Origin of the sequence: Pseudomonas sp. VA159-2 (assembly GCF_024126635.1) — a bacterium.
In the GTDB taxonomy this organism is placed as follows: domain Bacteria; phylum Pseudomonadota; class Gammaproteobacteria; order Pseudomonadales; family Pseudomonadaceae; genus Aquipseudomonas; species Aquipseudomonas muyukensis.
In genome coordinates this window covers 47,939-68,906 of sequence record NZ_JAMYBV010000002.1, presented here as the reverse complement: position 1 = coordinate 68,906, position 20,968 = coordinate 47,939, and the positions used below count along the sequence as shown (strand labels likewise).

Here is a 20,968-nt window from a genome sequence, read left to right as displayed (position 1 = left end):
CTATTCCTCGCTCGCCAGCGGGTCGGCACACGCCGGCAGGTACAGGCTCATGCAGGTGCCGACTCCGGGCTGGCTGGCCACGCCAATGGCACCCAGGCTTTGCCGGGCGAAACCATAGGCCTGGCTCAGGCCCAGGCCGGTGCCCTTGCCGAAGGCCTTGGTGGTGAAGAACGGCTCGAATATTCTCGGCAGCACCTGTGGGTCGATGCCCTGGCCATCGTCATGCACCTCGAATCGCACGAAACGCCCCTGCAGGCCCTCCACTTCCCCGGCCAACTGCACGCACTCGACCACCAGACGGATGCATCCTGCGCCCTCGATTGCATCACGGGCGTTGAACATCAGGTTGAGCAGGACCATCTGCAACTGCCCGGCGTCCACCTCGATCATCGGCAGGTTATCCGCCACCTGCTGCTGCAGTTCGATATCCCGGGACAAGGCATGTTCGAGCAAGCCGCGGGTCGCGGCGATGATCTCGGCCGGTGCCAGTCGGGTGACGCTCAACTGGCGATGACGTGCGAAGCTGAGCAATTGCCGGGTCAGTTGCGTGCCGCGCTGGCCGGCGTCGAGGATATGTTCGAGCAAGCGCTGGATGCGCGCCGGGTCCTGGCTGTTGAGCGCCAGCCGGGCGGAGCTGAGGATGATGGTCAGCAGGTTGTTGAAGTCGTGGGCCAGGCCACCGGTCAACTGCCCCAGGGCCTCGAGCTTCTGCGCCTGGAACAGCTGGGCGCGCATGGCATCGAGTTGCACTGCCGACTCACGGCGGTCGGTGATGTCGCGGGTGACCTTGGCCAGGCCAATGACCTGGCCCTGGGCATCGCGAATGACATCGAGCGCCGCCAGGGCCCAGAACTGCGAGCCATCCTTGCGCACCCGCCAGCCCTCATCCTGGGCGCCGCCCTGCTCGAGGGCCTGCTGCAACAAGCGTTGTGGGCGCCCATCGGTGCAGTCCTGGGCGGTGAAGAACAGCGAGAAATGCCGCCCGATTACCTCATCGGCGCGATAGCCCTTGATACGCTCGGCGCCCGCGTTCCATGACACCACATTGCCCGATAGGTCGAGCATGTAGATGGCGTAGTCGACCACCGCCTGAACCAGCTGTTCATAGCGCGCCTCGGGCATGACCGATGGGGGGGGGCGGCCTATTGCAACCATGCGAGCTCCGCAAGCACCGCGAAAGGACATATTGAGCGTAGTCAAAAAGTCCCGCCAAGGCCGGGTGTCAAGCGACGACCGTCAATTGCCGCGCTCTATCAGCGATGGCATCAGGCGGCGCGGCATCGCCACTTTCAGCAGCCACAGGCCGATCAGCATGATCAGCCCGCCGCCGCCCAGGGCCATGAAGCGCTGTGGCTCGGGGTGCTGCGGGTCGAAGCCCAGCATCAGCAGGTAAGCGCCCAGGGTGATGAAACCGACATACAGAAACGCCCCCACCAGGCACACCTGGATGAACAGCAGTCGCCAGAACCACTTGGGACGCACGGCACGCCCGACGGAGTTTGGGGGAGTCCCTGACATGGTGGCACGCTCAATTGGATCCAATGGCCCAACAGTGGCGCAATGGCAGCAATGTGTCAATTGGCCTATAGTGCCCCCGCCGCAAACAGCCCGGAACCCGAGATGATGTCGAACCTTCGCATGCAAGGCTTGCAGAACGACCTGCTGCGCACCGCCAGCGAGCTGGACACGCTGTGCCAAGCCCTGGACGGACACGCCCAGTACCTGCGCCATTCGGTGCACCAGGCGGATGCCACGGCCATGCACAGCCATGCCGAGGGCCTGCGCCACAGCGCCGACGACATGCGCCAGATCGCCGACGCCATCGAAGCCTGAAGCCGGCGCCCGGTTGACGCTTCTATAACAATGGGTTATAAAGCCGCCTTGATTTGCAGGCCCTTCTGCCCATGAAGCGCAGCGGTCAAACGTGCGAGTGTGGTGGAATTGGTATACACAGCAGACTTAAAATCTGTCGGCGTGAGCCTTGCGGGTTCGAGTCCCGCCACTCGCACCATCTTCTGTCGATGAAGGCGCCTTGTCAGGCGCCTTTTTCGTGGGTGGGTCTTTTGCCTGAGCCGGCCTGCCAGCAATGCGCCATGTAGCTGCTAGAGTGGACAATGTCCCTGTCCATCGGAGCGCCGCCATGCGCTATACCCTGCTCGAAGGTCAACGCGACCTTATCCTCCTGCTTGCCCGCATCCTGCTGATGATCCTGTTCGTGCTATCCGGTTGGGGCAAGCTGACCGGCTTCGAAGGCACGGTCGGCTACATGACCTCGCTTGGCGCCCCGGCGCCAACGCTGGCGGCAGGCGTGGCGGTGATCATGGAGTTCGCGGTCGGCATCTTGCTGATTCTCGGCTTCTATACCCGCCCACTGGCCCTGCTGTTCGCCCTGTTCGTGCTCGGCACTGCGCTGCTTGGCCACCCGTTCTGGAACATGGTCGACCCCGAGCGTAGCGCCAACATGACCCAGTTCCTGAAGAACCTGAGCATCGTCGGCGGGCTGCTGGCCCTGGCGGTTTCCGGCGCTGGGCGCTTCTCCCTCGACCGCCGTTGAGCGGCTGCCCAGGCGATGGCCGCGACCTCAGTCGTCGAGGTCGTCGTGCCAGGCCGGGTGCTCATCATCTTCGAAGTCGTCGAGCAGCTCCTCGTCTTCTTCCCCATCATCCATCGCACCGTGGGCATCCGCTTCAAGGTCGAAAGGGTCGTGGAATTCGTGATCGAGCAAGTGGTCGTGCTCAGGTTCGGGCAAATCGTCTTCGTCGCGCATCGCAGGCTCCAGTAACAACAGGCCGCCTGTATAGGCCGTTCGGCATGGCCGGTCAATATTTCCATCGTTAACCCTGACTTAACCGACAACGCGCAGGTTAGAGGCTCTCCCTTCAAAAACGTTCTTGCCCGCCACCCCGGCGGGCTTTTTTTCGCCCGCAATCGCCCCTGTCGGCTCATCGCCGCTTTCCTTGAACTTGCTCGCCCGCTCGGGGGGGTCGCAACAGATGTAGGACCTGACTTTCTGAAAGGAGAAACTGCAATGACCGTGAACATCGACAACCTGACCATCACCACCCCGGTCGCCAAGTCGGCCACCAACCCCGTCGCCCTCGAACTGACAGGCGCCCAGGCCCTGGCGACCTTGCCGCAGGTGGTCAGCCGCCTGGCCGATGGCACGGTACGCCTGGTGGCGCCGACCCGCGGCGCCGCCAGCAAGAGCACCCACCGCACTCGCTGCGAATGGAAAGAACCCGGTTACTGGGCCCTGGGCAGTGCCACGCGCCATCGCAACCACCAACGCATGCTGCTGCAGCAGGTCAACGCCGCGCAGAAGGTGGTGATCGCCCAGATGCACGTGAAAGACGACGACAGCCCGGCGATCAAGGTGTTCTGGAACAAGGGCAAGATCACCCTCGGCTTTCGCCAGGACTACAACCAGGTGACACCCGTCAACAGCACCCTGCTGGCCGAGGTGCCGCTCGGCGCCCCGTTCGATATCACCCTCGAAGTGACCGCGGCAGGCGCGGCGACGGTGACAGCCGCCTGCAATGGCCGTAGCGCCAGCACCGGCGCCTTGCAGTTGGCGCCGACCTGGAGCGGTCGTACCTTCAATTTTCACGGTGGCGTGTATAACCAGCTGGACTTCAGCGATAGCACGCCGGCCGAGGACGCTTCGGCGTGCGTGATCAGCCAGCTTGACTTGACTCATCAATAAGTGAATTCGCCTATCCCTTGGCGCAAGCGCGATCGGACCAACGGCTACAACGCTGCCGAGTTGTTCAACTACCAGGCCCAGCGTCCCGCGCTTGAAGAAAAGCCAAAGGAGCGCGCTCGATCACCCAATGATCTCGAAAGAGATCGCCCTACAGCAATTACGCGATGAAAAACGCTAGATCGATGAAGAATTCAGTAACGGTTATTGAGGATTGAAGCGTGTGGCCTTCACGAAATTCTGACATTCGTGAAGGCAGACTACCCTTGCTTCGATACGTTCTGTTCAACCCGCCACTTTGGCGGGTTTTCTTTTTTCTGCTGTTGTCTTTGTTGAAATGGCTAAGTTTTGACAACTTTTTCACGTGTGCCGTGGCATGTTGAAGACTCATCCGTGAAACACTTGGCCCGCCCTCCCCAGCGGGCCTTTTCTTGCCCGTTGCAGAGCCTCTAATCGAACGCCCCCTCGAGCACTTCGTAAATAAGACCCGTCGCGACCGCGACCAGAATCAGGTCGACCCCCACCTGCCTCCACTCATACCCCTGATAACGCGGCAACTGGCCCAGCAGCCGGCCATCCAGCTTCTTGGCGATACCGGGTGGCAACGGTTTGCCGCGCGCGAGGTTCTTCTGGATGCCAGGCGGCAATGCTGGGTTCGCGCCCCAGTAGTCACGGTAGTCATCAAGGATGCCGAGCACATGCCCCCGATCAATCGAAGGGCCGCCGTGCCGGGTGCCAGGACCGTGCTTGCCACCTGAATTGCCAGGCTGTTGCTGACCTTGGCCATGGCCCTTGCCGTTACCGGGATCGGCAAACGAGAAGCAGGGGGTCAGTGCCAGCAATATCGCGGTCGTACATGCAACAATCGTCTGATTCCGGCTCATGTGAGGATCCTTGGCGACAGGGAGACAGCTTGCACTGTAGCCCACGGCGAGTGCTGCTACGCTCATGCGGGTATGTCGCTCATCAGGGAGAAGGTCATGAGCTTCGATTGGCACGCAGGCCCGATCACCCGTACAACGCCGCTGGACCAGCGCTATCGCAACACGCAAAAGGTCAGGCAGTTTCTCGTTGGCGAATGCGGCGAGGCCTTCAAGTTCGACCGTGCGTTCATGGCGTGGATCAAGAGCGGGGCCGCGACCACCATGGGCGAGGTTGCTGATCACTGGCTAAGTACGCGCAAGTGACGCATGCCTGACCGCGAGTGCTTGGCATACCTTGCAGTGCCCCGCGCGTCGGTGCCATCGCCAAGCCCTCGAAAGGCTGAAGCTTCGGAACTCTGGCTTTTTCCTGGCACAAAGAAAAACCCCGCAGACCTAGATCTGCGGGGTTTCGAATAGTGGAGGCCGAGGTCGGAATCGAACCGGCGTAGACGGATTTGCAATCCGGAGCATAACCACTTTGCTACTCGGCCTCAAAGTCGGAGTCAGCTTTCGCTATCTCCTTGAAACCGCTGGGCTTTTTCAAGTCAGCTGCGTTTCGATGGAGGCCATTATGTCGGCATTCGAATCACCTTGCAACCCCCCTAAAGAAAAAAATCTTCAAGGGGTTCAAGGTGTTAGCGCAAGCGGCCAAGTTTGCTCCACAACCCCACCACGGTATTCTCCACCGCGCCGCTGGCCGCCATGCCGATGCGCTCCTGCAAGCTCTTGCGCTCGGCAAAGCGCAGGTGGAACACATTGGCCTCGCGGGCACTGCGGCTCAGGTACTCGTCGCTGGTGCCCAGCTCGTCCACCAACTGGCGGTTGAGCGCGGCGATACCCAGCCACACTTCACCGGTGGCCACTTCGTCGATGTGCAACTGCGGGCGGTAGCGGGCGACGAAGTCCTTGAACAGCTTGTGGGTGATGTCGAGGTCTTCCTGGAACTTCTCCCGGCCCTTGTCGGTGTTCTCGCCGAACACGGTCAGGGTGCGCTTGTACTCGCCGGCGGTGAGCACCTCGAAATCGATGTCGTGCTTTTTCAGCAGGCGGTTGACGTTCGGCATCTGCGCCACCACGCCGATAGAACCGAGCACGGCGAACGGCGCGCTGACGATCTTCTCGCCGATGCAGGCCATCATGTAGCCGCCACTGGCGGCGACCTTGTCGATGCAGATGGTCAGCGGGATGCCGGCTTCGCGGATGCGCGCCAATTGCGAGGCAGCCAGGCCGTAGCTGTGCACCAGGCCACCCCCGCTCTCCAGGCGCAGCACCACTTCGTCACGCGGGGTGGCCAGGGTCAGCAGCGCGGTGATTTCGTTGCGCAGGCCCTCGGTGGCCGAGGCCTTGATGTCGCCATCGAAATCCAGCACGAATACCCGGCGCTTGTCCTCGGGCTTTTTCTTCTCTTGCTTGTCCGCCTTCGCCTGCTGCTTGCGCAAGGCCTTGAGCTGGGCCTTGTCGAGCAGGCCCGATTCGAGGCGCTCGCGCAGCGCCTTGTAGAAGTCGTTCAGACGGGTGACCTGCAACTGCCCGCCCGGCTTGCGCCGCCCCTTGCCGCGCAGGCCGGCGATGGCCGACAGCACGATGAGGAGGGCGATCACCAGCGTGGCGGTTTTGGCGAGAAAGCTTGCGTATTCGGCAAGAAACTCCACATTGACTCCTTGATAGACCAGCGCCCGAACGGCGCGAAATGCCTGCAAGCATACCGGTGCGCCAGGGCCTCTGCCAGCGGGTGACAACGCTGGCAAACAGTTCAAACGACCTTTTCAAACGCTTGTATGTTTTTTCGTTGACAGCCTATCCCGGGCATCCTAACCTCGCAGCAACCTTCAACCGGGCCGGACTTCCACGTGGGCAACCTCTACCTGATCCGACATGGCCAAGCCTCTTTCGGTGCCGACGACTATGACGTCCTCTCGGCCGTGGGCGAGCGCCAGAGCCAGGCGCTGGGCGAGCATCTGGCCCAGCTGGGGCTGCGCCTGGATCGCTGCGTGGCCGGCACCTTGCGCCGCCAGCAGGACACCGCCCGCCTGGCCCTGGATGCGTTGCAGGCCCATGGACAAGCCGTCCCGGCCATAGAGACCGACGCGGCGTTCAACGAGTTCGATGCCGACGGCGTGATCCGCGCCCTGCTCCCTGCCCTGCTGCCCGAGGAACCCGAGGCCCTGCACGTGCTGCGCAACGGCGCTCAGCACCGCAGCGAGTTCCAGCGCTTGTTCGCGCTGATGGTGCAGCGTTGGCACGACGGCCAGCACGTCGATGACGAGCACCTGGAAACCTGGCAGGCCTTCACTGGCCGCGTCGGCGATGGCTTGCGACGCCTGCTCGACAGCGCCGCCAGCGGTGCCAATATCGCCCTGTTCACCTCCGGCGGCACCATCGCCGCCCTGCTCCACCTGGTTACCGGAATCACGCCGGCGCAGGCTTTCGCCCTGAACTGGCAGATCATCAACACGTCGCTCAGCCACCTGAAGTTCCGTGGCAGCGACGTGACATTGGCTTCCTTCAACAGCCAAGCCCATGTGCAGCTGTTGCGGTTGCCGGAGCTCATCACCTACCGATGAGCCCGGTCTGTTGTGTCCTTGCGGACGCGAATATCACTTAACAAGGAATACACCATGAGCGATGTAGCTAAAGCCGTCGAGGCGATGAAGGCAAAATTCAACCCAGCAGCCGCCGCCGGCCTGGACCTGGTGTTCGGCTTCAACATCACCGACGAAGACAAGCACTACGCGCTGCTCGTCAAGGACGGCACCTGCGAGATCCAGGAAGGCGAGAACGCCGATGCCAACTGCACCCTGGTGCTGGACAGCGAGACCCTCAAGGGCATCGTCAGCGGTGATACCGACGGCATGCAGGCCTTCATGGGCGGCAAGCTGCGCGTCGAAGGCGACATGATGCTGTCGATGAAGCTCAGCGAGCTGTTCCCGGCCTGATCGGCGCACGCATCGCTGAACCCGAAAAACCGGAGCCTGAAGCGCTTCGGTTTTTTTTTGCCGCGCCTTCACCGGGGCCATCAAGGCCATTGATCGGGCGGCAACACCCTGGCCAATAAGCACCTGGCACGCTTGTACCAGCCGCGACAGGAAATTAGATTAGCCAATAGTCCTTGCTACCGATCATAAGGAAATCGCATGACGCTCACCGACCAGTCCACCCAGGTCCGCCCCGGCGAAGAACTCGATGCCGCCGTCATCGATCCTTACCTGAAGGCGCACATCCCCGGCCTGCAAGGCACCCCGAGCGTCAGCCAGTTCCCCGGCGGCGCCTCCAACCTGACCTACCTGGTGGCCTACCCTGAGCAAGCGTTCGTGCTGCGCCGCCCGCCGTTCGGCCACAAGGCCAAATCGGCCCACGACATGGGCCGTGAATTTCGCATCCTCAACCAGCTCAACGGTGGCTTTCCCTACTGCCCCAAAGCCTACGTGCACTGCACCGACGAGTCGCTGATCGGTGGCGAGTTCTATGTGATGGAGCGGGTCGAGGGCATCATCCTGCGCTCGGACATCCCCGCCGAACTAGGCCTTGACGCCCGCCGCAGCGAAACGCTGTGCAAGAGCTTCATCGAGCGCCTGGTCGAGCTGCACCAGGTGGACTACCAGGCCTGCGGCCTGGCAGACCTGGGCAAGCCCGAAGGTTACGTGCAGCGGCAGATCGAAGGCTGGGCCAGCCGTTATGAAAAAGCCCTGACCCCGGACGCGCCACGCTGGGAACGGGTGATCGCCTGGCTGCGCGAGAAGATGCCCGCCGACCACCCGCGCCCGGGCATCATTCACAACGACTACCGTTTCGACAATGTCATCCTCGACAGCGCCAACCCGATGCGCATCATCGGTGTGCTGGACTGGGAAATGGCCACCATCGGCGACCCGCTGATGGACCTGGGCAACAGCCTGGCCTACTGGATCGAGGCCAGCGACCCGGCGCCGGTGCAACTGATGCGCCGCCAGCCGAGCAACGCCCCCGGCATGCTCACCCGCCAGCAATTCGTCAACTACTACGCCGAGCGCGCGGGCATCGGCATCGACAACTTCGACTTCTATTACTGCTACGGCCTGTTCCGCCTGGCCGGCATCGTCCAACAGATCTACTACCGCTTCTTCCACGGCCAGACCCAGGACAAGCGCTTCGCCCAGTTCATCCACATGAACAAGCTGCTGGAGCACATGAGCCTGCAACTGATCGGCAAATCCAGCCTGTAACCCCGGCAGCGACAGACAACAAGGAAAACCAGCATGTCCAAGACCCACCTGTTCGACCTTGACGGCAAGATCGCCTTCGTTTCCGGCGCCAGCCGCGGCATCGGCGAGGCCATTGCCCACCTGCTGGCCCAGCAGGGCGCCCATGTGATCGTCTCGAGCCGCAAGCTCGACGGCTGCCAGCAGGTCGCCGAGGCAATCATCGCCGCTGGCGGCAAGGCCACTGCGGTGGCTTGCCATATCGGCGAGATGGAGCAGATCCAGCAGGTTTTCGCCGGCATCCGCGAGCAGTTCGGGCGCCTGGACATCCTGGTCAACAACGCCGCCACCAACCCACAGTTCTGCAACGTGCTGGACACCGACCTGGGCGCGTTCCAGAAGACCGTGGACGTGAATATCCGCGGCTACTTCTTCATGTCGGTGGAAGCTGGCAAGCTGATGCGCGAGCACGGTGGCGGCAGCATCATCAACGTGGCGTCGATCAATGGCGTGTCGCCGGGGCTGTTCCAAGGCATCTATTCGGTGACCAAGGCGGCGGTGATCAACATGACCAAGGTCTTCGCCAAGGAGTGCGCGCAGTTCGGTATTCGCTGCAACGCCCTGCTGCCGGGCCTGACCGACACCAAGTTCGCCTCGGCGCTGGTGAACAACGACAGCATCCGCAACGCCGCCCTGCAGCAGATTCCGCTCAAGCGCGTCGCCGACCCGAGCGAGATGGCCGGCGCGGTGCTGTACCTGGCCAGCGCGGCGTCCAGCTATACCACGGGGACCGCGCTGAATGTCGACGGTGGCTTCCTGTCCTGACGTGAGCCAACCGGCGCCTGCAGGACAATGTGCGCCTTGGGGAGCGCGCTCTACGCCTTGACCGCCTGCAGCGTGTAGCTCAGCGGCAAGCGCCAGGGCGCCTCGATCAGGCGCCACTCGCCGTCATCGCCCAGCTTCATCTGCCCTGGCAATGCCTGCCACGGGATGCTCTGGTGTTCTTCCAGGCCCGTGATCCGCAAACCCTGCTTGAGCAGCGCCGTGATCACCTCGCCCAGGCCGTGGTTCCACTCGTGGGTCTCGGTATGGGTCAGGGCCTGGTCGGTGTCGACATAGGTCTGGTCACTGACCCACACGGTGGGCGCTTCGCGTTCGAAGTACGGGTATTGCAGCTGCAAACGGTCTTCGTGGTCCTCATTGACCGCCATCAGCATCGGGTGGCCATCACGCAGGAACAAGCGCCCACCCGGCTTGAGCAAAGCCGCCACGGTAGCCGCCCAGCGCTCGATACCAGGCAACCAGCACAAGGCGCCGATACCGGTGTAGACCAGGTCGAAATCCCCCGCCGGCAGGACTTGCGCCGCCAGGTAGACATCCGACTCGACATACGTGATGTCGGTAGCGCAACGCTGCGCAAGGCTCCGCGCCTGGGCCAGCGACGCCGAAGAGAAGTCCAGGCCGCAGACATTCGCGCCCAGGCGGGCCAGCGACAGGGTATCGGTGCCAATATGGCACTGCAGGTGCACCGCACGCTGGCCGCGGATATCACCCAGGCGCGGCAGGTCGAAGCGCACCACCTCGGAAAGATGCCCGGGGTCGGCCACGAAGCGTTCGACTTCATAGTCCTTCGACGCCGCGTGCAACGGCGCGCGCTCATCCCAACTGGCGCGGTTGAGCTCTTGTGATCGACTCATGCGATGTCTTCCTCGTCCTTGTTGAGTCAGGCGCCACGTTAGGCGCCCTTGACGTACACGGTGCCCCAACCCCTACAGGCAGGTAGCCGCCGCTGCCCGGCGCTGCAACGCCACGCCGTCATTTTTCTGCGCGTAGTAGTCCACCCGCGTGCCGCCCGCCTGGGCGTAGACATCGACGAACGACTCCGCCTCCCGGGTGTACACGGTGAAGCCGCCCTGCTTGCGCGCCTGCAGATAACCGCTGGCGTCCACGCCAAAGGTTTTCTCCTCCTGCCAGCTGAACTGGATGCACTGGGCGACCACATCGGGCGTCTTGTGCGAATCCAGCTGTGCGCTTGGCGCCCCATTGCGCGCCGCATCCATGGTCGACGAGGCACAGCCCAGCAGCAACAGCGTCGCAGTCATCGGCAAAATCGCTCGCATGTTCGATCCTCGAAAAAAAGAAAGCGACTCTAGCACTGCCGCCCAGGCTGCGCGCGGCATTTTGCAGCAGCGACCACTCATCAGCGGCGCGGCAATTTTTGCCGTGCCAGAGAACCAAATCGATCGAATCCGGTCCTATCAGTTACCCCGTAAACCTTTGCGGATCAAGGACCTATAACCTGATGAAGCGCCTTGCAAGCCTTTCGCTGATCGCTGCCGTGCTGCTGCTCGGCGGCTGCTATAGCCACCACTACCACGATGACGACGATGGCTGGCGCGACCGTGACCGCGGCCACCGTCATCACCATCGCCACGACCGTGGCGACGATGACGACAACCGTCAATACCGTGACCGTTACTGGCGCTGAAGCGTCTTTACCCCCTGACCGGCCGCCCTCTTGCGGCACCCTACCCTGATGATTCCCCTGAGGTTCCTGAACATGCGTCTGACTCTGCCTTCCCTCGCCCTCGGCCTGCTGCTGTGCCAGGGCGCCTTCGCCGGTGACGGCACCGCTGCCATCGGTGGCGGCCTGGGCGGCGCCCTGGGCAACGTCGTCGGCAAACAGATCGGCGGCAGCACCGGCGCGGCCATCGGCGCCGGCCTGGGTGGCGCGGCCGGTAGCGCGGTCGGCGCACGCAAGGGCAACCGTACCGAGGCAGCCATTGGTGGCGGCCTGGGTTCGGCGGGCGGCTCGCTGATCGGCGGCAAGCTCGGCGGCGCCAACGGCTCGACCATCGGTGCCGGCCTGGGCGGCGCGGCCGGCGGCGCGATCGGCAACCACATGGGCGACAACAACCGCAAGCACAAGCGTCACCGTCACTGACCCTCAGCGTTACGGCCGTGCCGGCGAACACCGGCGCAGCCGTAACGCCCAGCCAGCTTCGCCAGCCCCACCTGCAATCAGCGGGCAAAACACTGCAGCACGTCAACGACGCATTCGCGTCAAGCTGCCACACTTGGGCCATAACCTTACGTGCCCCGTGTGAAGGAACATCCCCTCCCCATGAACCATGAGCTGCTCTGGGTCCTCGGCCTGCTGGCCGTTGTCGTCTGCCTGTTCATCATCAACCGTCCGCGCATGGATGTGGTCGCCTTGCTGGTGATTCTCGCCCTGCCGCTGGTGGGCATCCTCACGGTGGAACAGGCCCTGGCCGGTTTCAGCGACCCCAACGTGGTGCTGATCGCCGCGCTGTTCGTGATCGGCGAAGGGTTGGTGCGCACCGGTATCGCCTACCGCATCGGCGAGTGGATGAGCGAGCGCGCCGGCAACAGCGAGGCGCGCCTGCTGGTGCTGCTGATGGTCGCGGTGGCCGGCCTTGGTTCGGTGATGAGTTCCACCGGCGTAGTGGCGATCTTCATCCCGGTGGTGCTGAGCATCGCCGCGCGCCTGCAACTGTCGCCCAGCCGGCTGATGATGCCGCTGAGCTTCGCCGGCCTGATCAGCGGCATGCTCAGCCTGGTGGCCACGCCGCCGAACGTGGTGGTGCACAGCGAACTGGTGCGCCACGGCGAGGCCGGCTTCGGCTTCTTCAGCTTCACCCCCTTCGGCCTGGTGGTGCTGGTGCTTGGCATCGGCTACATGCTGCTGACCCGCCACTGGCTCAACGGCGAGGTGCGCAAGGACGGCCGGGTGGAAAGCCGGCGCACCTTGCTCGACCTGGTCCTGGACTACAAGCTCAATGGCCGCGAACGGCGCCTGCGCATCCGCCCGCATTCACCCTTGATCGGCCATACCCTGGGCGAACTGGAACTGCGCACCCGCCATGGCGCCAACGTGATCGGCATCGAGCGCCAGCACAAGTTCACCACCCGGGTGATCGCCGCCGATTCCGGCACCTTGCTGCAACAAGGCGACGTGCTGTTGCTCGACCTGTTCGCCAACCGCGACGACCTGCGCAGCCTGTGCCAGGCCATGCTGCTCGAGCCCCTGCACTTCAAGGCGGCCTATTTCATCGACCAGTCCCAGGAACTGGGCATGGCCGAGATATCCCTGCCGCCAGGCTCGCAGTTGATCGGCAGAAGCATCCTGGAGCTGGCCTTCCGCACCCGCTACGACCTCAACGTGGTCGGCCTGCGCCGCGACCAGGAGGCCATCGAGGGCCCCTTGGTGGAAGAGAAACTGCGCCTGGGCGACACCTTGCTGGTGGTCGGCCCGTGGAAGGCGGTGCGGCAACTGCAAGGCAAACCGCGCGATTTCCTGGTGTTGAGCCTGCCGGCGGAGATCGACCAGGTGGCCCCGGCGCGCAGCCGCGCGCCGTTCGCGCTGCTGAGCCTGGCGGTGATGGTCGGCTTGATGGTCAGCGGCCTGGTACCCAACGTCATCGCCGCGCTGATCGGTTGCCTGCTGATGGGCGCCGGGCGCTGCATCGACATGAACAGCGCCTACCGCGCCATCCACTGGCAAAGCCTGGTGCTGATCGTCGGCATGCTGCCCTTCGCCCTGGCCCTGCAAAAAACCGGCGGCATCGACCTGGCGGTCGGCGCGCTGGTCGGCCTGCTCGGCGGCGCCGGCTCCGGGGTGATCCTCGCCTGCCTGTTTGCCGTCACCGCGGTGATCGGCCTGTTCATCTCCAACACCGCCACCGCCGTGCTGATGGCACCGGTGGCGGTGAGCACCGCGCAACAGTTGGGCATGTCGCCCTACCCGTTCGCCATGACCGTGGCCCTGGCGGCTTCGGCGGCGTTCATGACGCCGGTGTCCTCGCCGGTGAACACCTTGGTGCTGGGGCCGGGGCAGTACCGCTTCGCCGACTTCGTCAAGGTCGGCGTGCCCTTCACCGTGCTGGTGATGGTGGTCACGGTGCTGATGGTGCCCTGGGTGTTTGGGCTGTAAACCGGCGCCAAATCTTCGCCGTTCGCGGCGAATTGACATCAATTGCCGACTTGAAACACACTGACGCAACATATCCCAGGTGCCTACAAACGAATTCCTGGATTCTGTCTTCGCTTGCCGGTCGAGCCTATGGTGTCCTCAGTCCCGTCGCGCCTGTTGCCTCCGCTGATTCTGTTTGGCTTGACCCTGGGCCTGACCCTGGCCGGCATTCTCGCCCGGCCAATCGAATCGCTTTCGCTGTTCTGGCCGGTCAACGCGGTACTGGCCGGCGTGCTGCTGCGCAACCCGCGCCAGGCCAGCCCCGTCGGTTTCGCCCTGGTATACCTGGCCATGGTCCTGGCCGACCTGGCCTGCGGCAGCGCCTGGCAGCCGGCCTTGTGGTTCAACCTGTGCAACCTCGGCGCCATTGCCACCATCTGGTACCTGATGGCGCGCCTGCCACGCCTGCACCGCCGCCTGCGCACGCCCCACGGCACCCTGTGCCTGTTCGGCGCCTGCGCCGCCGGCGCCATGGTCGCCGCGACCCTGGCCTGCGTCATGGCCACGCCCTGGTTCGAACAATCCTTGCGCGCCACCTGGCTTGCCTGGTTCAGCGAGCAATTCTCCACCAGCGTGCTGGTGCTGCCGGTGCTGCTCACCGCGCCCTCGCCCCGCACCCTGACCCGCAGCGGCAGCAACAGCCAGCCGATTCGCCTGGCACCGCTGCTGGTGCTGCTCGGTTCATTGTCGCTGAGCATCGTCTTTGGCGGGCCCGGCGCCATCGCCTTTCCGATTGCCGCATTGCTCTGGTGCGCGCTGAGCTACTCGGCGTTTCTGGTTTCGCTGCTGACACTCACCGCCGGCAGCACCTTGATCGTCGCCGTGGCGCAGAACCTCATGCATTTCAGCGTGCCGCAGAGCGAGCCCGGGGTTACCACGCTGATGTCGGCGCGCCTGGGCATCGCCATGCTGGTACTCGGGCCGCTGGTGCTGGCCTGCGTGAGCAGCGCCAACCGCAGCCTGATGGCGCGCCTGGCGCACCAGGCGACCATCGACCACCTGACCGGCGCCCTTAGCCGCAGTGCCTTCACCCGCCGCGCCAATGCGCTGCTCGACGACCGCCAGCAGCACACCCCAGGCATGCCGCTGACCCTGATGATGCTCGATATCGACCACTTCAAGGCCATCAACGACCGCCATGGCCATGCCGTGGGCGACCAGGTGCTGCGCCAGTTCGCCAACACCTTGCAGGACCACCTGCATGAAGGCGAGTTGTTCGCCCGCCTGGGGGGCGAGGAGTTCGTCATCGTCGTCCCAGGCCTGGCGCCAGAGCAGGCCAAGTTCACCGCCGAGCGCCTGCGCCGGGCGATTCAGGACCTGCACGCGACCCATGCCGAACAGCACCTGCCGATCACCGTCAGCATCGGCCTGGCCGGCTGCGCCGCCAACGCCCCGGCGCCCAGCCTCGACCTGCTGCTGGCCAGCGCCGACCAGGCGCTGTACCGGGCCAAGGCCCAGGGCCGCAACCGCATCGAGCAGGCCGAGGCGCAGCGCCAGGTGGTCTGACTCAGCCGGCCAGCAAGTCCCAGCTGAGCTTGGCGATCAGCACGCACAGCAGGATCAGGAACAACCCCCGCACGAACCCTGCACCCTTGCGCACCGCCAGCCAGGTGCCGGTCAAGGCGCCGAGGATATTGAACAACGCCATCGGCAGGGCAATGGCCCAGAGCACGTTGCCAGTCGGAATGAAAAACACCAGCGCGGCCAGGTTGGTGGCGATGTTGACCAGCTTCGCCGACGCCGAGGCGTGCAGGAAGTCCAGGGCGAAGAAGCGGATGAACAGGAAGATCAGGAAGCTGCCGGTGCCCGGCCCGAACAAGCCGTCGTAGAAGCCGATGGCGCCACCGATCAGCACGGCCAGGCATTGCTCCTTGCGGCCGATCGCGGTCGGCGTGTGCAAGGTGCCGAAGTCCTTCTTGCAGAAGGTATAGATCGCCATCAGCACGATCAGCACCAGCACCATCGGCCGCATCACGCTGGCCGGCACCAGCGAGACCGTGGCCGCGCCGAAGAACGACATGACGAAGGCACTGAGCGCCGCCGGCACGATCAGCCCCCAGTCCAGCTTGACCTTGCGGATGAACGAACGCGCGGCGAATGCCGTGCCGCATACCGAGGCCAGCTTGTTGCTGCCCAGCAGGGAGGCCGGCTGCGCCGTGGGCAGCACGTTGAACAACGCGGGAATCTGAATCAGCCCGCCGCCACCCACGGCAGCGTCGATCAGGCCAGCGGCGAAGGCGAACAGCGAAAGCAGGGCTATATCCATCATCTCGAACGTCCAGGCGGCAGCAAACAGGCCGCCAGACTAATCAAAGCCGCGCGCTTGTGTTGAAATACCATGTTGCGAAAACTGCAATGAGGATTGGCCACCATGGCCCTGGACATGCTGCGTGAAATACAAGCCTTCGTCAGCGTTGCGCACAAGCGCAGCTTCGTCAGCGCAGCCCGCGCCCTGGGCCGCTCGCCCAGCGCGGTGACGCGCGCGGTGCAGGCACTGGAAGATAACAGCGGGGCCAAGCTGTTCAACCGCAATGCCAGCGCCGTGACCCTGACCGAAGCCGGGGAGCGCCTGCTGCCCCATGCCGAGCGCTTGCTGGATGTGCAACGGGACGCCGCCGACGAGCTGGCCGCGCTGACCGGCAGCGCGCAAGGCTGGATCCGCCTGGCGGCCCCCGAGGTGCTGGCCCAGCAGGTACTGCCCGCGGTGCTCGCGGAATTTTCCCGACGCCACCCGCAGGTAACCCTCGACGCGCAGTTTAGCGACCAGACCCTGGACCCCTTGCAGGGCAAGTTCGACTTCGTCATCCGGGGGGCGTTTCCGCAGTCCAGCGAACTGATTGGCTATCCGCTGTGGCGCTATCGCCGGCACTTGTATGCCAGCCCGCAGTACCTCGACCACGCCGGCACGCCCCAGGGCCTGGACGAACTGGAGCAGCATGCGCTGATCCTGCACACCGCCCCGCGCATCCTCAAGGCCTGGCATTTCTGCCGCGCGCAACGCATCGTCAGCCTGCGTCCGCAACCGCGCCTACGCCTGGGCTCGGGCGTGGCCGTGCTGCAAGCCACCCTGGCCGGCGCCGGGATCGCTCGCCTGGCAGACTGGCTAGGAGAGCCCGAAGTACGCGCCGGACGCCTGGTGCGGGTATGCCCCGACTACCACCTGACCTCCAGTACCGGCCAGGATCCGCAGATGCATGCCGTGTACCCAGCAGGCGATGTGCCGGCACGGGTGCGCGAGCTGCTGCAGGCCCTGCGCGAGGCCCGTCCGCACTCAGGCTGAAGGCCGGCACAGGCCTGCTCACTTTCTGCTCAATCTGACAGAGGCCTTGATAAATATGGCCTCCAGCGCTTTATCCACAGACCTACCCACGTTTTTTGTGGACAGTTTCTGCAAGCCTTGCAGGACTTTTTACAAGCGCAGCAACGCCGCATTGGCCAGCTTCACCAGCTCGATCCATTCGCTTGCGCTGATCACCCCGGAACGCTCCAACGCTTCGGCACGGCGCAATGCCTGGTCATAGTCCTCTTCGTGGAGAATACCCTCGCCGAGAAAACGACCGCGCCACTCCAGCATCGCTGCAGTGCCTTTCTTGCATTCCATAGTGTGCATCAACTCCAAGGCAGGTGATCGGCCCGTGTCTGCGGGCCCTAAACGGGGGCGGCAGATTACACGAGCGCCTTGGACTTGAGAACGACTTGCAGATACCGCTTGTCTAGACGAGCGCGGCAGAGGCGCGCCGAGGGCGCAGGGAGAGGGTCGAGCCCGCCTTGAGGCCAGACGGGCTGAAGCAGGAAAAAAGGCGGTTCAGCTTGGCGGAATGGTCCCCAGCAGGCCGATCATGATTGTCAGCAGCAGAAAACCACCCAGAAACAGCGCGAGCTTGCCCATCGGAACCTCTACAGTGTGATGACGGAACGGCTGCGGGCATAGGCGGCGCAACCGGCCCAGCGCACACCGGTGTGGAAGGCTGGGCCTGGCACTATTGTCTGCGCCTGGCTGATACGGTTACAGATTCAGATTATTGTAAAAAAAGCGTATCAGATGAACGACAAGCACTGTTTCACGCTCCGGTGCAGGAACAAGTTTTGCCCCACAAGGCGCTCACCGCTCAACTCACCCGCTGGTAACCGCCCACCACCCCGCGCCGCGACAATACCCACTGCCACAACTGGATATCCCGGGCGCGAAACGCCCCCGCGCACGACAGCAGGTAATAACGCCACATGCGCCGAAAGCGATCCCCCAGCTCGGCGGCGAAATATTGCCAATGGCGCTCGAAGTTGTCATGCCAGGCCATCAGCGTGCGGTCATAGTCGGCGCCGAAATTGTGTAGGTCCTCGACCACCAGCAGGCCATCGGCGGCATCGCCGATCTGGCCAATGGAAGGCAAGTCACCATTGGGAAAAATGTACTTGTCGATCCAGCGATCTGGCACATCGCGCCGACGGTTCTTGCCAATGGTGTGCAGCAGCATCAGCCCATCGTCGTCCAGGCAGCGCGCCGCCACTTCCATGAAGGTGCGGTGGTTCTTGCGCCCGACATGCTCGAACATGCCGACACTGACGATGCGCTCGAAGCGCTCGTCGAGCTCGCGGTAATCCTGCAGGCGAAACGTCAGCGGCAAGCCCTTGTAGCGCTGCTCCGCCCACTGGCACTGCTCGCGGGAGATGGTCACGCCGACGCATTCGACGCCGTAGCGCTCGGCGGCAAAGCCCATGAAGCTGCCCCAGCCACAGCCGATGTCGAGCACGCGCATGCCGGGGCGCAGGTCGAGCTTGCGGCAGATCAGGTCGAGCTTGTCCTCCTGGGCCTGGGCCAGGGTGTCGGCGTCTTTCCAGTAGCCACAGGTGTAGGCCATGCGTGGATCGAGCATGGCGGCGTAGAAGTCGTTGCCCAGGTCGTAGTGCTGCTCACCCACGGTCCAGGCGCGCCGGGCGGTCTGGCGGTTGAGCAGGCGCGCCTGCAGGGCATGGCGCAGCAGCGCCAGCGGGCTGACCTGGTCGACCACCCCGGCGCGCAGCAGGCGGGCGAAGAACGCATCCAGTTGCTCGCACTCCCAGTCACCGTCCATGTACGCCTCGCCCAACCCCAGGTTGCCCTGGGCCAAGGCGCGCCGGGGTACATCATCGCTGTGCAGTTGCATGTCCCAGGGGTGCTCGCCGTTGAAATCCAGGCCGGCCTGGGCCAGCAGGGAACGGGCGAAACGGGAACTACGATCAGCCGGCGCGGCCAGCGGCAGCTCGGAAGAAAGCTCGGAAGGCATAAGGGATCCTTGATTCTTATAGGGGCAGGCGGGTCAGGCGTCAGGGCTGGCCTGATGCAGCTGCAGCACCACGGCCAATTCATCGCGCAGCCAGGCAGGCTCCAGCACGGGCAAGCGCTCCTGGACCTGACGGGCGACCCAGCGCTGGCCGCGGGCGATGAACTGCATGCGTGCTTCCAGGTCGGGGATGGCCATGGCCTTGGCATGGAATTCACCCATGCCCTGCCCCGGTTCGACGCCAAGGCGCTCGAGACAGTGGCGCAGGCGCCGACAACTTTCCGCCTCGCCATGGTGCAGCTGGGCGAAACGTCGAAGCAGCCGGGGGTCGTCGGTCTGGCCGGCGCTGTCGAGCATCAGCCGAGCACCGGCGCGCTCGGCGCGCAGCAGCATGCGCAACCAGTCGATCAGGTCATGGGAAGGGATGAAGGTGGACGAGGTGACAGGCGTATCAGGCAACATCGAAAGGCTCCTGAAGCCGCTCTACGGCGCGGCGACAGCAGGAGCTTAGAGCGCTGGCACAATGAAAATAATTGAAATTAAATGGGCATTGAATGCAAAAAAATGAATAGATACCCAGGTGTACGGCAGCCCGATAGCCCACCAACATCCACGCGCTGCGAACTTGCCAGGCCCAACAGCCAAGCCTGTTGCAGCCTTTTAAATTCAATTTTTTTGAAGTATCCGGCACTGTGCTAGGGTCCGTTGCAAGCCCCGGGGAGAACCGCCAGACATGACTGCTTTTGCCAGCAACGCCGCCCTGCTGATCATCGACATGCAAAACGGCATCAACCACCCCCGCCTGGGGCCGCGCAACAACCCCGAGGCGGAACTGCGCATGGGCGAACTGCTCGCGGCCTGGCGCCACAGCGAGCGCCCGGTGATCCATGTGCGGCACATGTCCCGTGATCCCCAGTCGGTGTTCTGGCCCGGCCAATCCGGTTGCCAGTTCCAGCGCGCCTTCACACCGCTGGCCAGCGAAGCGCTGTTCGAAAAGCATGTGCCCGATGCCTTGTGCGACAGCGGCCTTGCGCACTGGCTGCATCAGCGGGCGATCCGCCAACTGGTGATCGTCGGGGTGATCACCAACAACTCGGTGGAGTCGACCGCGCGCTCGGCGGGCAACCTGGGGTTCGACACGGTGGTGGTGGCGGACGCCTGCTACACCTTCGACCAACGCGACCTGCAAGGGCGCTTATGGCCGGCGCAGGACGTTCATGCGCTGGCCCTGAGCAACCTGGCCATGGACTACGCGCGCATCCTCGATAGCGCCGAGGTACTGGCGGGGCTTGGCCCCTATAACCTGCGCGGTTAAAGCGTCATGACCATCTCATGCCAGGCCATGCCGCCATGCTCGGAGGCCGACGGGCGTACATAGGCGTAGCCCATCTTCTCGTACAAGCCGACGTGCCTGTCCTTGCACATCAGATGGATGGTCGCCTTGCCCGCCGCGCGCATCTGCTCGACGAAGCGCGCCATCAGTCGGCTGGCATGGCCCTGGCCCTGATAGGCCGGGTCCAGCACTACCGACATGATCACCACGTTCGGCGCCAGTGGGTCATGCCCGACCAGTTCCTTGAAGGCTTCGTCCGACATCACCACTTCATGGGCGCAGCCACTGTTGATGAAGCCGATCACCTGGCCCTCGGCCTGCAGGATCAGGAAACCTTGCGGGTATTGGCCGATACGCGTGGCGATCTTCTCCCGGGTGGCGGCCTCGTCACCTTCGTAGGCGCAGGTTTCGATGGCAAAGCAACGGTCCACGTCGTCAGGCGTGGCCTGGCGGAACATCAGGGAACTCATGGGGGTACATCCGCATCAGGTGAACAAGGGGCGACATGCTAACGGAAGTCGCCCCTCGCTGTATGCGTGTCGACTCATTCACACAAGGCCGGCTTGCCGGCGAACAGCGG

The 20,968-nt window shown here is 63.9% G+C and carries 26 protein-coding genes and 2 tRNA genes; 15 read left to right on the top strand and 13 right to left on the bottom strand.

The genetic code is table 11. From position 1 onward, the window contains the following. Both NJG22_RS02225 and NJG22_RS02220 read right to left on the bottom strand, forming a co-directional pair. Complete coding sequence (locus NJG22_RS02225; protein WP_253092201.1) at window positions 1–1,155, bottom strand: PAS domain S-box protein; 1,155 nt, start codon at window positions 1,153–1,155, stop codon at window positions 1–3. A gap of 81 nt (window positions 1,156–1,236) precedes the next feature. Beyond that, window positions 1,237–1,518, bottom strand: a complete 282-nt coding sequence (locus NJG22_RS02220) for a hypothetical protein (RefSeq protein ID WP_253092200.1) — start codon at window positions 1,516–1,518, stop codon at window positions 1,237–1,239. A gap of 102 nt (window positions 1,519–1,620) precedes the next feature. On the opposite strand from NJG22_RS02220, the gene NJG22_RS02215 reads away from it, so the two are divergent. The 3 genes from NJG22_RS02215 (at window position 1,621) to NJG22_RS02205 (ending at window position 2,554) form a co-directional block, all read left to right on the top strand. Next, a complete protein-coding gene (locus NJG22_RS02215; protein WP_253092198.1) occupies window positions 1,621–1,833 on the top strand; it encodes a hypothetical protein in 213 nt (70 codons plus the stop codon). Between the two features lie 93 nt (window positions 1,834–1,926). Then, window positions 1,927–2,011, top strand: a tRNA-Leu gene (locus NJG22_RS02210). A gap of 129 nt (window positions 2,012–2,140) precedes the next feature. Continuing rightward, window positions 2,141–2,554, top strand: coding sequence for a DoxX family protein (locus NJG22_RS02205; RefSeq protein ID WP_253092187.1), 414 nt, complete (start codon window positions 2,141–2,143; stop codon window positions 2,552–2,554). Window positions 2,555–2,581: 27 nt separating this feature from the next. On the opposite strand, the gene NJG22_RS02200 is transcribed toward NJG22_RS02205, so the two are convergent. After that, on the bottom strand, window positions 2,582–2,767 hold the full coding sequence (locus NJG22_RS02200) for a hypothetical protein (RefSeq protein WP_253092185.1): 186 nt from the start codon (window positions 2,765–2,767) through the stop codon (window positions 2,582–2,584). A 261-nt stretch (window positions 2,768–3,028) separates the two neighbouring features. Between NJG22_RS02200 and NJG22_RS02195 the strand changes: the two genes are divergently transcribed. Then, complete coding sequence (locus tag NJG22_RS02195; RefSeq protein ID WP_253092183.1) at window positions 3,029–3,703, top strand: polysaccharide lyase family 7 protein; 675 nt, start codon at window positions 3,029–3,031, stop codon at window positions 3,701–3,703. 446 nt (window positions 3,704–4,149) lie between these two features. On the opposite strand, the gene NJG22_RS02190 is transcribed toward NJG22_RS02195, so the two are convergent. Beyond that, entirely contained in the window at window positions 4,150–4,584 is a 435-nt protein-coding gene (locus NJG22_RS02190; RefSeq protein ID WP_253092181.1) for an anti-virulence regulator CigR family protein, read from the bottom strand. A 96-nt stretch (window positions 4,585–4,680) separates the two neighbouring features. On the opposite strand from NJG22_RS02190, the gene NJG22_RS02185 reads away from it, so the two are divergent. After that, window positions 4,681–4,887 carry a DUF6434 domain-containing protein gene (locus tag NJG22_RS02185; protein ID WP_253092179.1) on the top strand — a complete coding sequence of 69 codons (207 nt, stop codon included), beginning with the start codon at window positions 4,681–4,683 and terminating at the stop codon, window positions 4,885–4,887. Between the two features lie 153 nt (window positions 4,888–5,040). Here NJG22_RS02185 and NJG22_RS02180 read toward each other — a convergent pair. Next, window positions 5,041–5,114 (bottom strand) — tRNA-Cys (locus NJG22_RS02180). A gap of 144 nt (window positions 5,115–5,258) precedes the next feature. Continuing rightward, the gene (gene sohB, locus NJG22_RS02175; RefSeq protein WP_253092177.1) at window positions 5,259–6,275 is read right to left on the bottom strand and encodes a protease SohB; all 1,017 of its coding nucleotides are present in this window, start codon (window positions 6,273–6,275) and stop codon (window positions 5,259–5,261) included. 198 nt (window positions 6,276–6,473) lie between these two features. Here sohB and NJG22_RS02170 point away from each other — a divergent pair, with 198 nt between their 5' ends. The 4 genes from NJG22_RS02170 (at window position 6,474) to NJG22_RS02155 (ending at window position 9,626) form a co-directional block, all read left to right on the top strand. After that, entirely contained in the window at window positions 6,474–7,187 is a 714-nt protein-coding gene (locus tag NJG22_RS02170) for a histidine phosphatase family protein (RefSeq protein ID WP_253092175.1), read from the top strand. 54 nt (window positions 7,188–7,241) lie between these two features. Continuing rightward, window positions 7,242–7,559: an SCP2 sterol-binding domain-containing protein gene (locus NJG22_RS02165; protein ID WP_125464629.1), complete on the top strand. Its 318-nt coding sequence runs from the start codon at window positions 7,242–7,244 to the stop codon at window positions 7,557–7,559. A gap of 198 nt (window positions 7,560–7,757) precedes the next feature. After that, entirely contained in the window at window positions 7,758–8,825 is a 1,068-nt protein-coding gene (locus NJG22_RS02160; RefSeq protein ID WP_253092173.1) for a phosphotransferase family protein, read from the top strand. Window positions 8,826–8,858: 33 nt separating this feature from the next. After that, on the top strand, window positions 8,859–9,626 hold the full coding sequence (locus tag NJG22_RS02155) for an SDR family oxidoreductase (RefSeq protein ID WP_253092171.1): 768 nt from the start codon (window positions 8,859–8,861) through the stop codon (window positions 9,624–9,626). Between the two features lie 50 nt (window positions 9,627–9,676). On the opposite strand, the gene NJG22_RS02150 is transcribed toward NJG22_RS02155, so the two are convergent. Beyond that, on the bottom strand, window positions 9,677–10,498 hold the full coding sequence (locus NJG22_RS02150; protein WP_253092170.1) for a class I SAM-dependent methyltransferase: 822 nt from the start codon (window positions 10,496–10,498) through the stop codon (window positions 9,677–9,679). 72 nt (window positions 10,499–10,570) lie between these two features. Continuing rightward, on the bottom strand, window positions 10,571–10,921 hold the full coding sequence (locus NJG22_RS02145) for a hypothetical protein (protein ID WP_253092168.1): 351 nt from the start codon (window positions 10,919–10,921) through the stop codon (window positions 10,571–10,573). Window positions 10,922–11,103: 182 nt separating this feature from the next. Here NJG22_RS02145 and NJG22_RS02140 point away from each other — a divergent pair, with 182 nt between their 5' ends. The 4 genes from NJG22_RS02140 to NJG22_RS02125 all read left to right on the top strand — a co-directional run bounded on the left by NJG22_RS02140 (window position 11,104) and on the right by NJG22_RS02125 (window position 15,300). Next, complete coding sequence (locus tag NJG22_RS02140; protein ID WP_217847535.1) at window positions 11,104–11,289, top strand: hypothetical protein; 186 nt, start codon at window positions 11,104–11,106, stop codon at window positions 11,287–11,289. Between the two features lie 72 nt (window positions 11,290–11,361). Next, entirely contained in the window at window positions 11,362–11,745 is a 384-nt protein-coding gene (locus NJG22_RS02135; protein ID WP_253092166.1) for a glycine zipper domain-containing protein, read from the top strand. A 180-nt stretch (window positions 11,746–11,925) separates the two neighbouring features. Further along, window positions 11,926–13,755 (top strand): SLC13 family permease, encoded by a 1,830-nt coding sequence (locus tag NJG22_RS02130; RefSeq protein WP_253092164.1) that lies wholly within the window; start codon window positions 11,926–11,928, stop codon window positions 13,753–13,755. A 114-nt stretch (window positions 13,756–13,869) separates the two neighbouring features. Next, window positions 13,870–15,300 (top strand): sensor domain-containing diguanylate cyclase, encoded by a 1,431-nt coding sequence (locus NJG22_RS02125; protein ID WP_253092162.1) that lies wholly within the window; start codon window positions 13,870–13,872, stop codon window positions 15,298–15,300. Window position 15,301: 1 nt separating this feature from the next. Here NJG22_RS02125 and NJG22_RS02120 read toward each other — a convergent pair whose 3' ends face one another. Then, the gene (locus tag NJG22_RS02120) at window positions 15,302–16,063 is read right to left on the bottom strand and encodes a TSUP family transporter (protein ID WP_217847531.1); all 762 of its coding nucleotides are present in this window, start codon (window positions 16,061–16,063) and stop codon (window positions 15,302–15,304) included. Between the two features lie 102 nt (window positions 16,064–16,165). Here NJG22_RS02120 and NJG22_RS02115 point away from each other — a divergent pair, with 102 nt between their 5' ends. Continuing rightward, entirely contained in the window at window positions 16,166–17,074 is a 909-nt protein-coding gene (locus NJG22_RS02115) for a LysR family transcriptional regulator (protein ID WP_253092160.1), read from the top strand. Window positions 17,075–17,203: 129 nt separating this feature from the next. Here NJG22_RS02115 and NJG22_RS02110 read toward each other — a convergent pair whose 3' ends face one another. From NJG22_RS02110 to NJG22_RS02100, 3 genes are all read right to left on the bottom strand, one after another. Then, a complete protein-coding gene (locus NJG22_RS02110; protein WP_217847529.1) occupies window positions 17,204–17,395 on the bottom strand; it encodes a hypothetical protein in 192 nt (63 codons plus the stop codon). A 508-nt stretch (window positions 17,396–17,903) separates the two neighbouring features. Further along, window positions 17,904–19,058 (bottom strand): cyclopropane fatty acyl phospholipid synthase, encoded by a 1,155-nt coding sequence (gene cfa / locus NJG22_RS02105; RefSeq protein WP_253092158.1) that lies wholly within the window; start codon window positions 19,056–19,058, stop codon window positions 17,904–17,906. A 33-nt stretch (window positions 19,059–19,091) separates the two neighbouring features. Then, window positions 19,092–19,517, bottom strand: a complete 426-nt coding sequence (locus NJG22_RS02100; RefSeq protein WP_253092156.1) for a DUF6306 domain-containing protein — start codon at window positions 19,515–19,517, stop codon at window positions 19,092–19,094. A 271-nt stretch (window positions 19,518–19,788) separates the two neighbouring features. Between NJG22_RS02100 and NJG22_RS02095 the strand changes: the two genes are divergently transcribed. Beyond that, window positions 19,789–20,370, top strand: coding sequence for a cysteine hydrolase family protein (locus NJG22_RS02095; RefSeq protein ID WP_253092154.1), 582 nt, complete (start codon window positions 19,789–19,791; stop codon window positions 20,368–20,370). Here the strand turns inward: NJG22_RS02095 and NJG22_RS02090 are convergent. Continuing rightward, window positions 20,367–20,858: a GNAT family N-acetyltransferase gene (locus tag NJG22_RS02090; RefSeq protein ID WP_253092153.1), complete on the bottom strand. Its 492-nt coding sequence runs from the start codon at window positions 20,856–20,858 to the stop codon at window positions 20,367–20,369. The genes NJG22_RS02095 and NJG22_RS02090 overlap by 4 nt on opposite strands. Window positions 20,859–20,968: the final 110 nt, after the last annotated feature.

Excerpts from the sequence above, each read along its gene's own strand:
- NJG22_RS02225 (WP_253092201.1), bottom strand. The coding sequence starts at position 1,155 with ATGGTTGCAATAGGCCGCCCCCCCCCATCGGTCATGCCCGAGGCGCGC.
- NJG22_RS02220 (WP_253092200.1), bottom strand. The coding sequence starts at position 1,518 with ATGTCAGGGACTCCCCCAAACTCCGTCGGGCGTGCCGTGCGTCCCAAG.
- NJG22_RS02215 (WP_253092198.1), top strand. The coding sequence starts at position 1,621 with ATGATGTCGAACCTTCGCATGCAAGGCTTGCAGAACGACCTGCTGCGC.
- NJG22_RS02205 (WP_253092187.1), top strand. The coding sequence starts at position 2,141 with ATGCGCTATACCCTGCTCGAAGGTCAACGCGACCTTATCCTCCTGCTT.
- NJG22_RS02200 (WP_253092185.1), bottom strand. The coding sequence starts at position 2,767 with ATGCGCGACGAAGACGATTTGCCCGAACCTGAGCACGACCACTTGCTC.
- NJG22_RS02195 (WP_253092183.1), top strand. The coding sequence starts at position 3,029 with ATGACCGTGAACATCGACAACCTGACCATCACCACCCCGGTCGCCAAG.
- NJG22_RS02190 (WP_253092181.1), bottom strand. The coding sequence starts at position 4,584 with ATGAGCCGGAATCAGACGATTGTTGCATGTACGACCGCGATATTGCTG.
- NJG22_RS02185 (WP_253092179.1), top strand. The coding sequence starts at position 4,681 with ATGAGCTTCGATTGGCACGCAGGCCCGATCACCCGTACAACGCCGCTG.
- NJG22_RS02165 (WP_125464629.1), top strand. The coding sequence starts at position 7,242 with ATGAGCGATGTAGCTAAAGCCGTCGAGGCGATGAAGGCAAAATTCAAC.
- NJG22_RS02160 (WP_253092173.1), top strand. The coding sequence starts at position 7,758 with ATGACGCTCACCGACCAGTCCACCCAGGTCCGCCCCGGCGAAGAACTC.
- NJG22_RS02155 (WP_253092171.1), top strand. The coding sequence starts at position 8,859 with ATGTCCAAGACCCACCTGTTCGACCTTGACGGCAAGATCGCCTTCGTT.
- NJG22_RS02150 (WP_253092170.1), bottom strand. The coding sequence starts at position 10,498 with ATGAGTCGATCACAAGAGCTCAACCGCGCCAGTTGGGATGAGCGCGCG.
- NJG22_RS02145 (WP_253092168.1), bottom strand. The coding sequence starts at position 10,921 with ATGCGAGCGATTTTGCCGATGACTGCGACGCTGTTGCTGCTGGGCTGT.
- NJG22_RS02140 (WP_217847535.1), top strand. The coding sequence starts at position 11,104 with ATGAAGCGCCTTGCAAGCCTTTCGCTGATCGCTGCCGTGCTGCTGCTC.
- NJG22_RS02135 (WP_253092166.1), top strand. The coding sequence starts at position 11,362 with ATGCGTCTGACTCTGCCTTCCCTCGCCCTCGGCCTGCTGCTGTGCCAG.
- NJG22_RS02130 (WP_253092164.1), top strand. The coding sequence starts at position 11,926 with ATGAACCATGAGCTGCTCTGGGTCCTCGGCCTGCTGGCCGTTGTCGTC.
- NJG22_RS02120 (WP_217847531.1), bottom strand. The coding sequence starts at position 16,063 with ATGATGGATATAGCCCTGCTTTCGCTGTTCGCCTTCGCCGCTGGCCTG.
- NJG22_RS02115 (WP_253092160.1), top strand. The coding sequence starts at position 16,166 with ATGGCCCTGGACATGCTGCGTGAAATACAAGCCTTCGTCAGCGTTGCG.
- NJG22_RS02110 (WP_217847529.1), bottom strand. The coding sequence starts at position 17,395 with ATGGAATGCAAGAAAGGCACTGCAGCGATGCTGGAGTGGCGCGGTCGT.
- cfa (WP_253092158.1), bottom strand. The coding sequence starts at position 19,058 with ATGCCTTCCGAGCTTTCTTCCGAGCTGCCGCTGGCCGCGCCGGCTGAT.
- NJG22_RS02100 (WP_253092156.1), bottom strand. The coding sequence starts at position 19,517 with ATGTTGCCTGATACGCCTGTCACCTCGTCCACCTTCATCCCTTCCCAT.
- NJG22_RS02095 (WP_253092154.1), top strand. The coding sequence starts at position 19,789 with ATGACTGCTTTTGCCAGCAACGCCGCCCTGCTGATCATCGACATGCAA.
- NJG22_RS02090 (WP_253092153.1), bottom strand. The coding sequence starts at position 20,858 with ATGAGTTCCCTGATGTTCCGCCAGGCCACGCCTGACGACGTGGACCGT.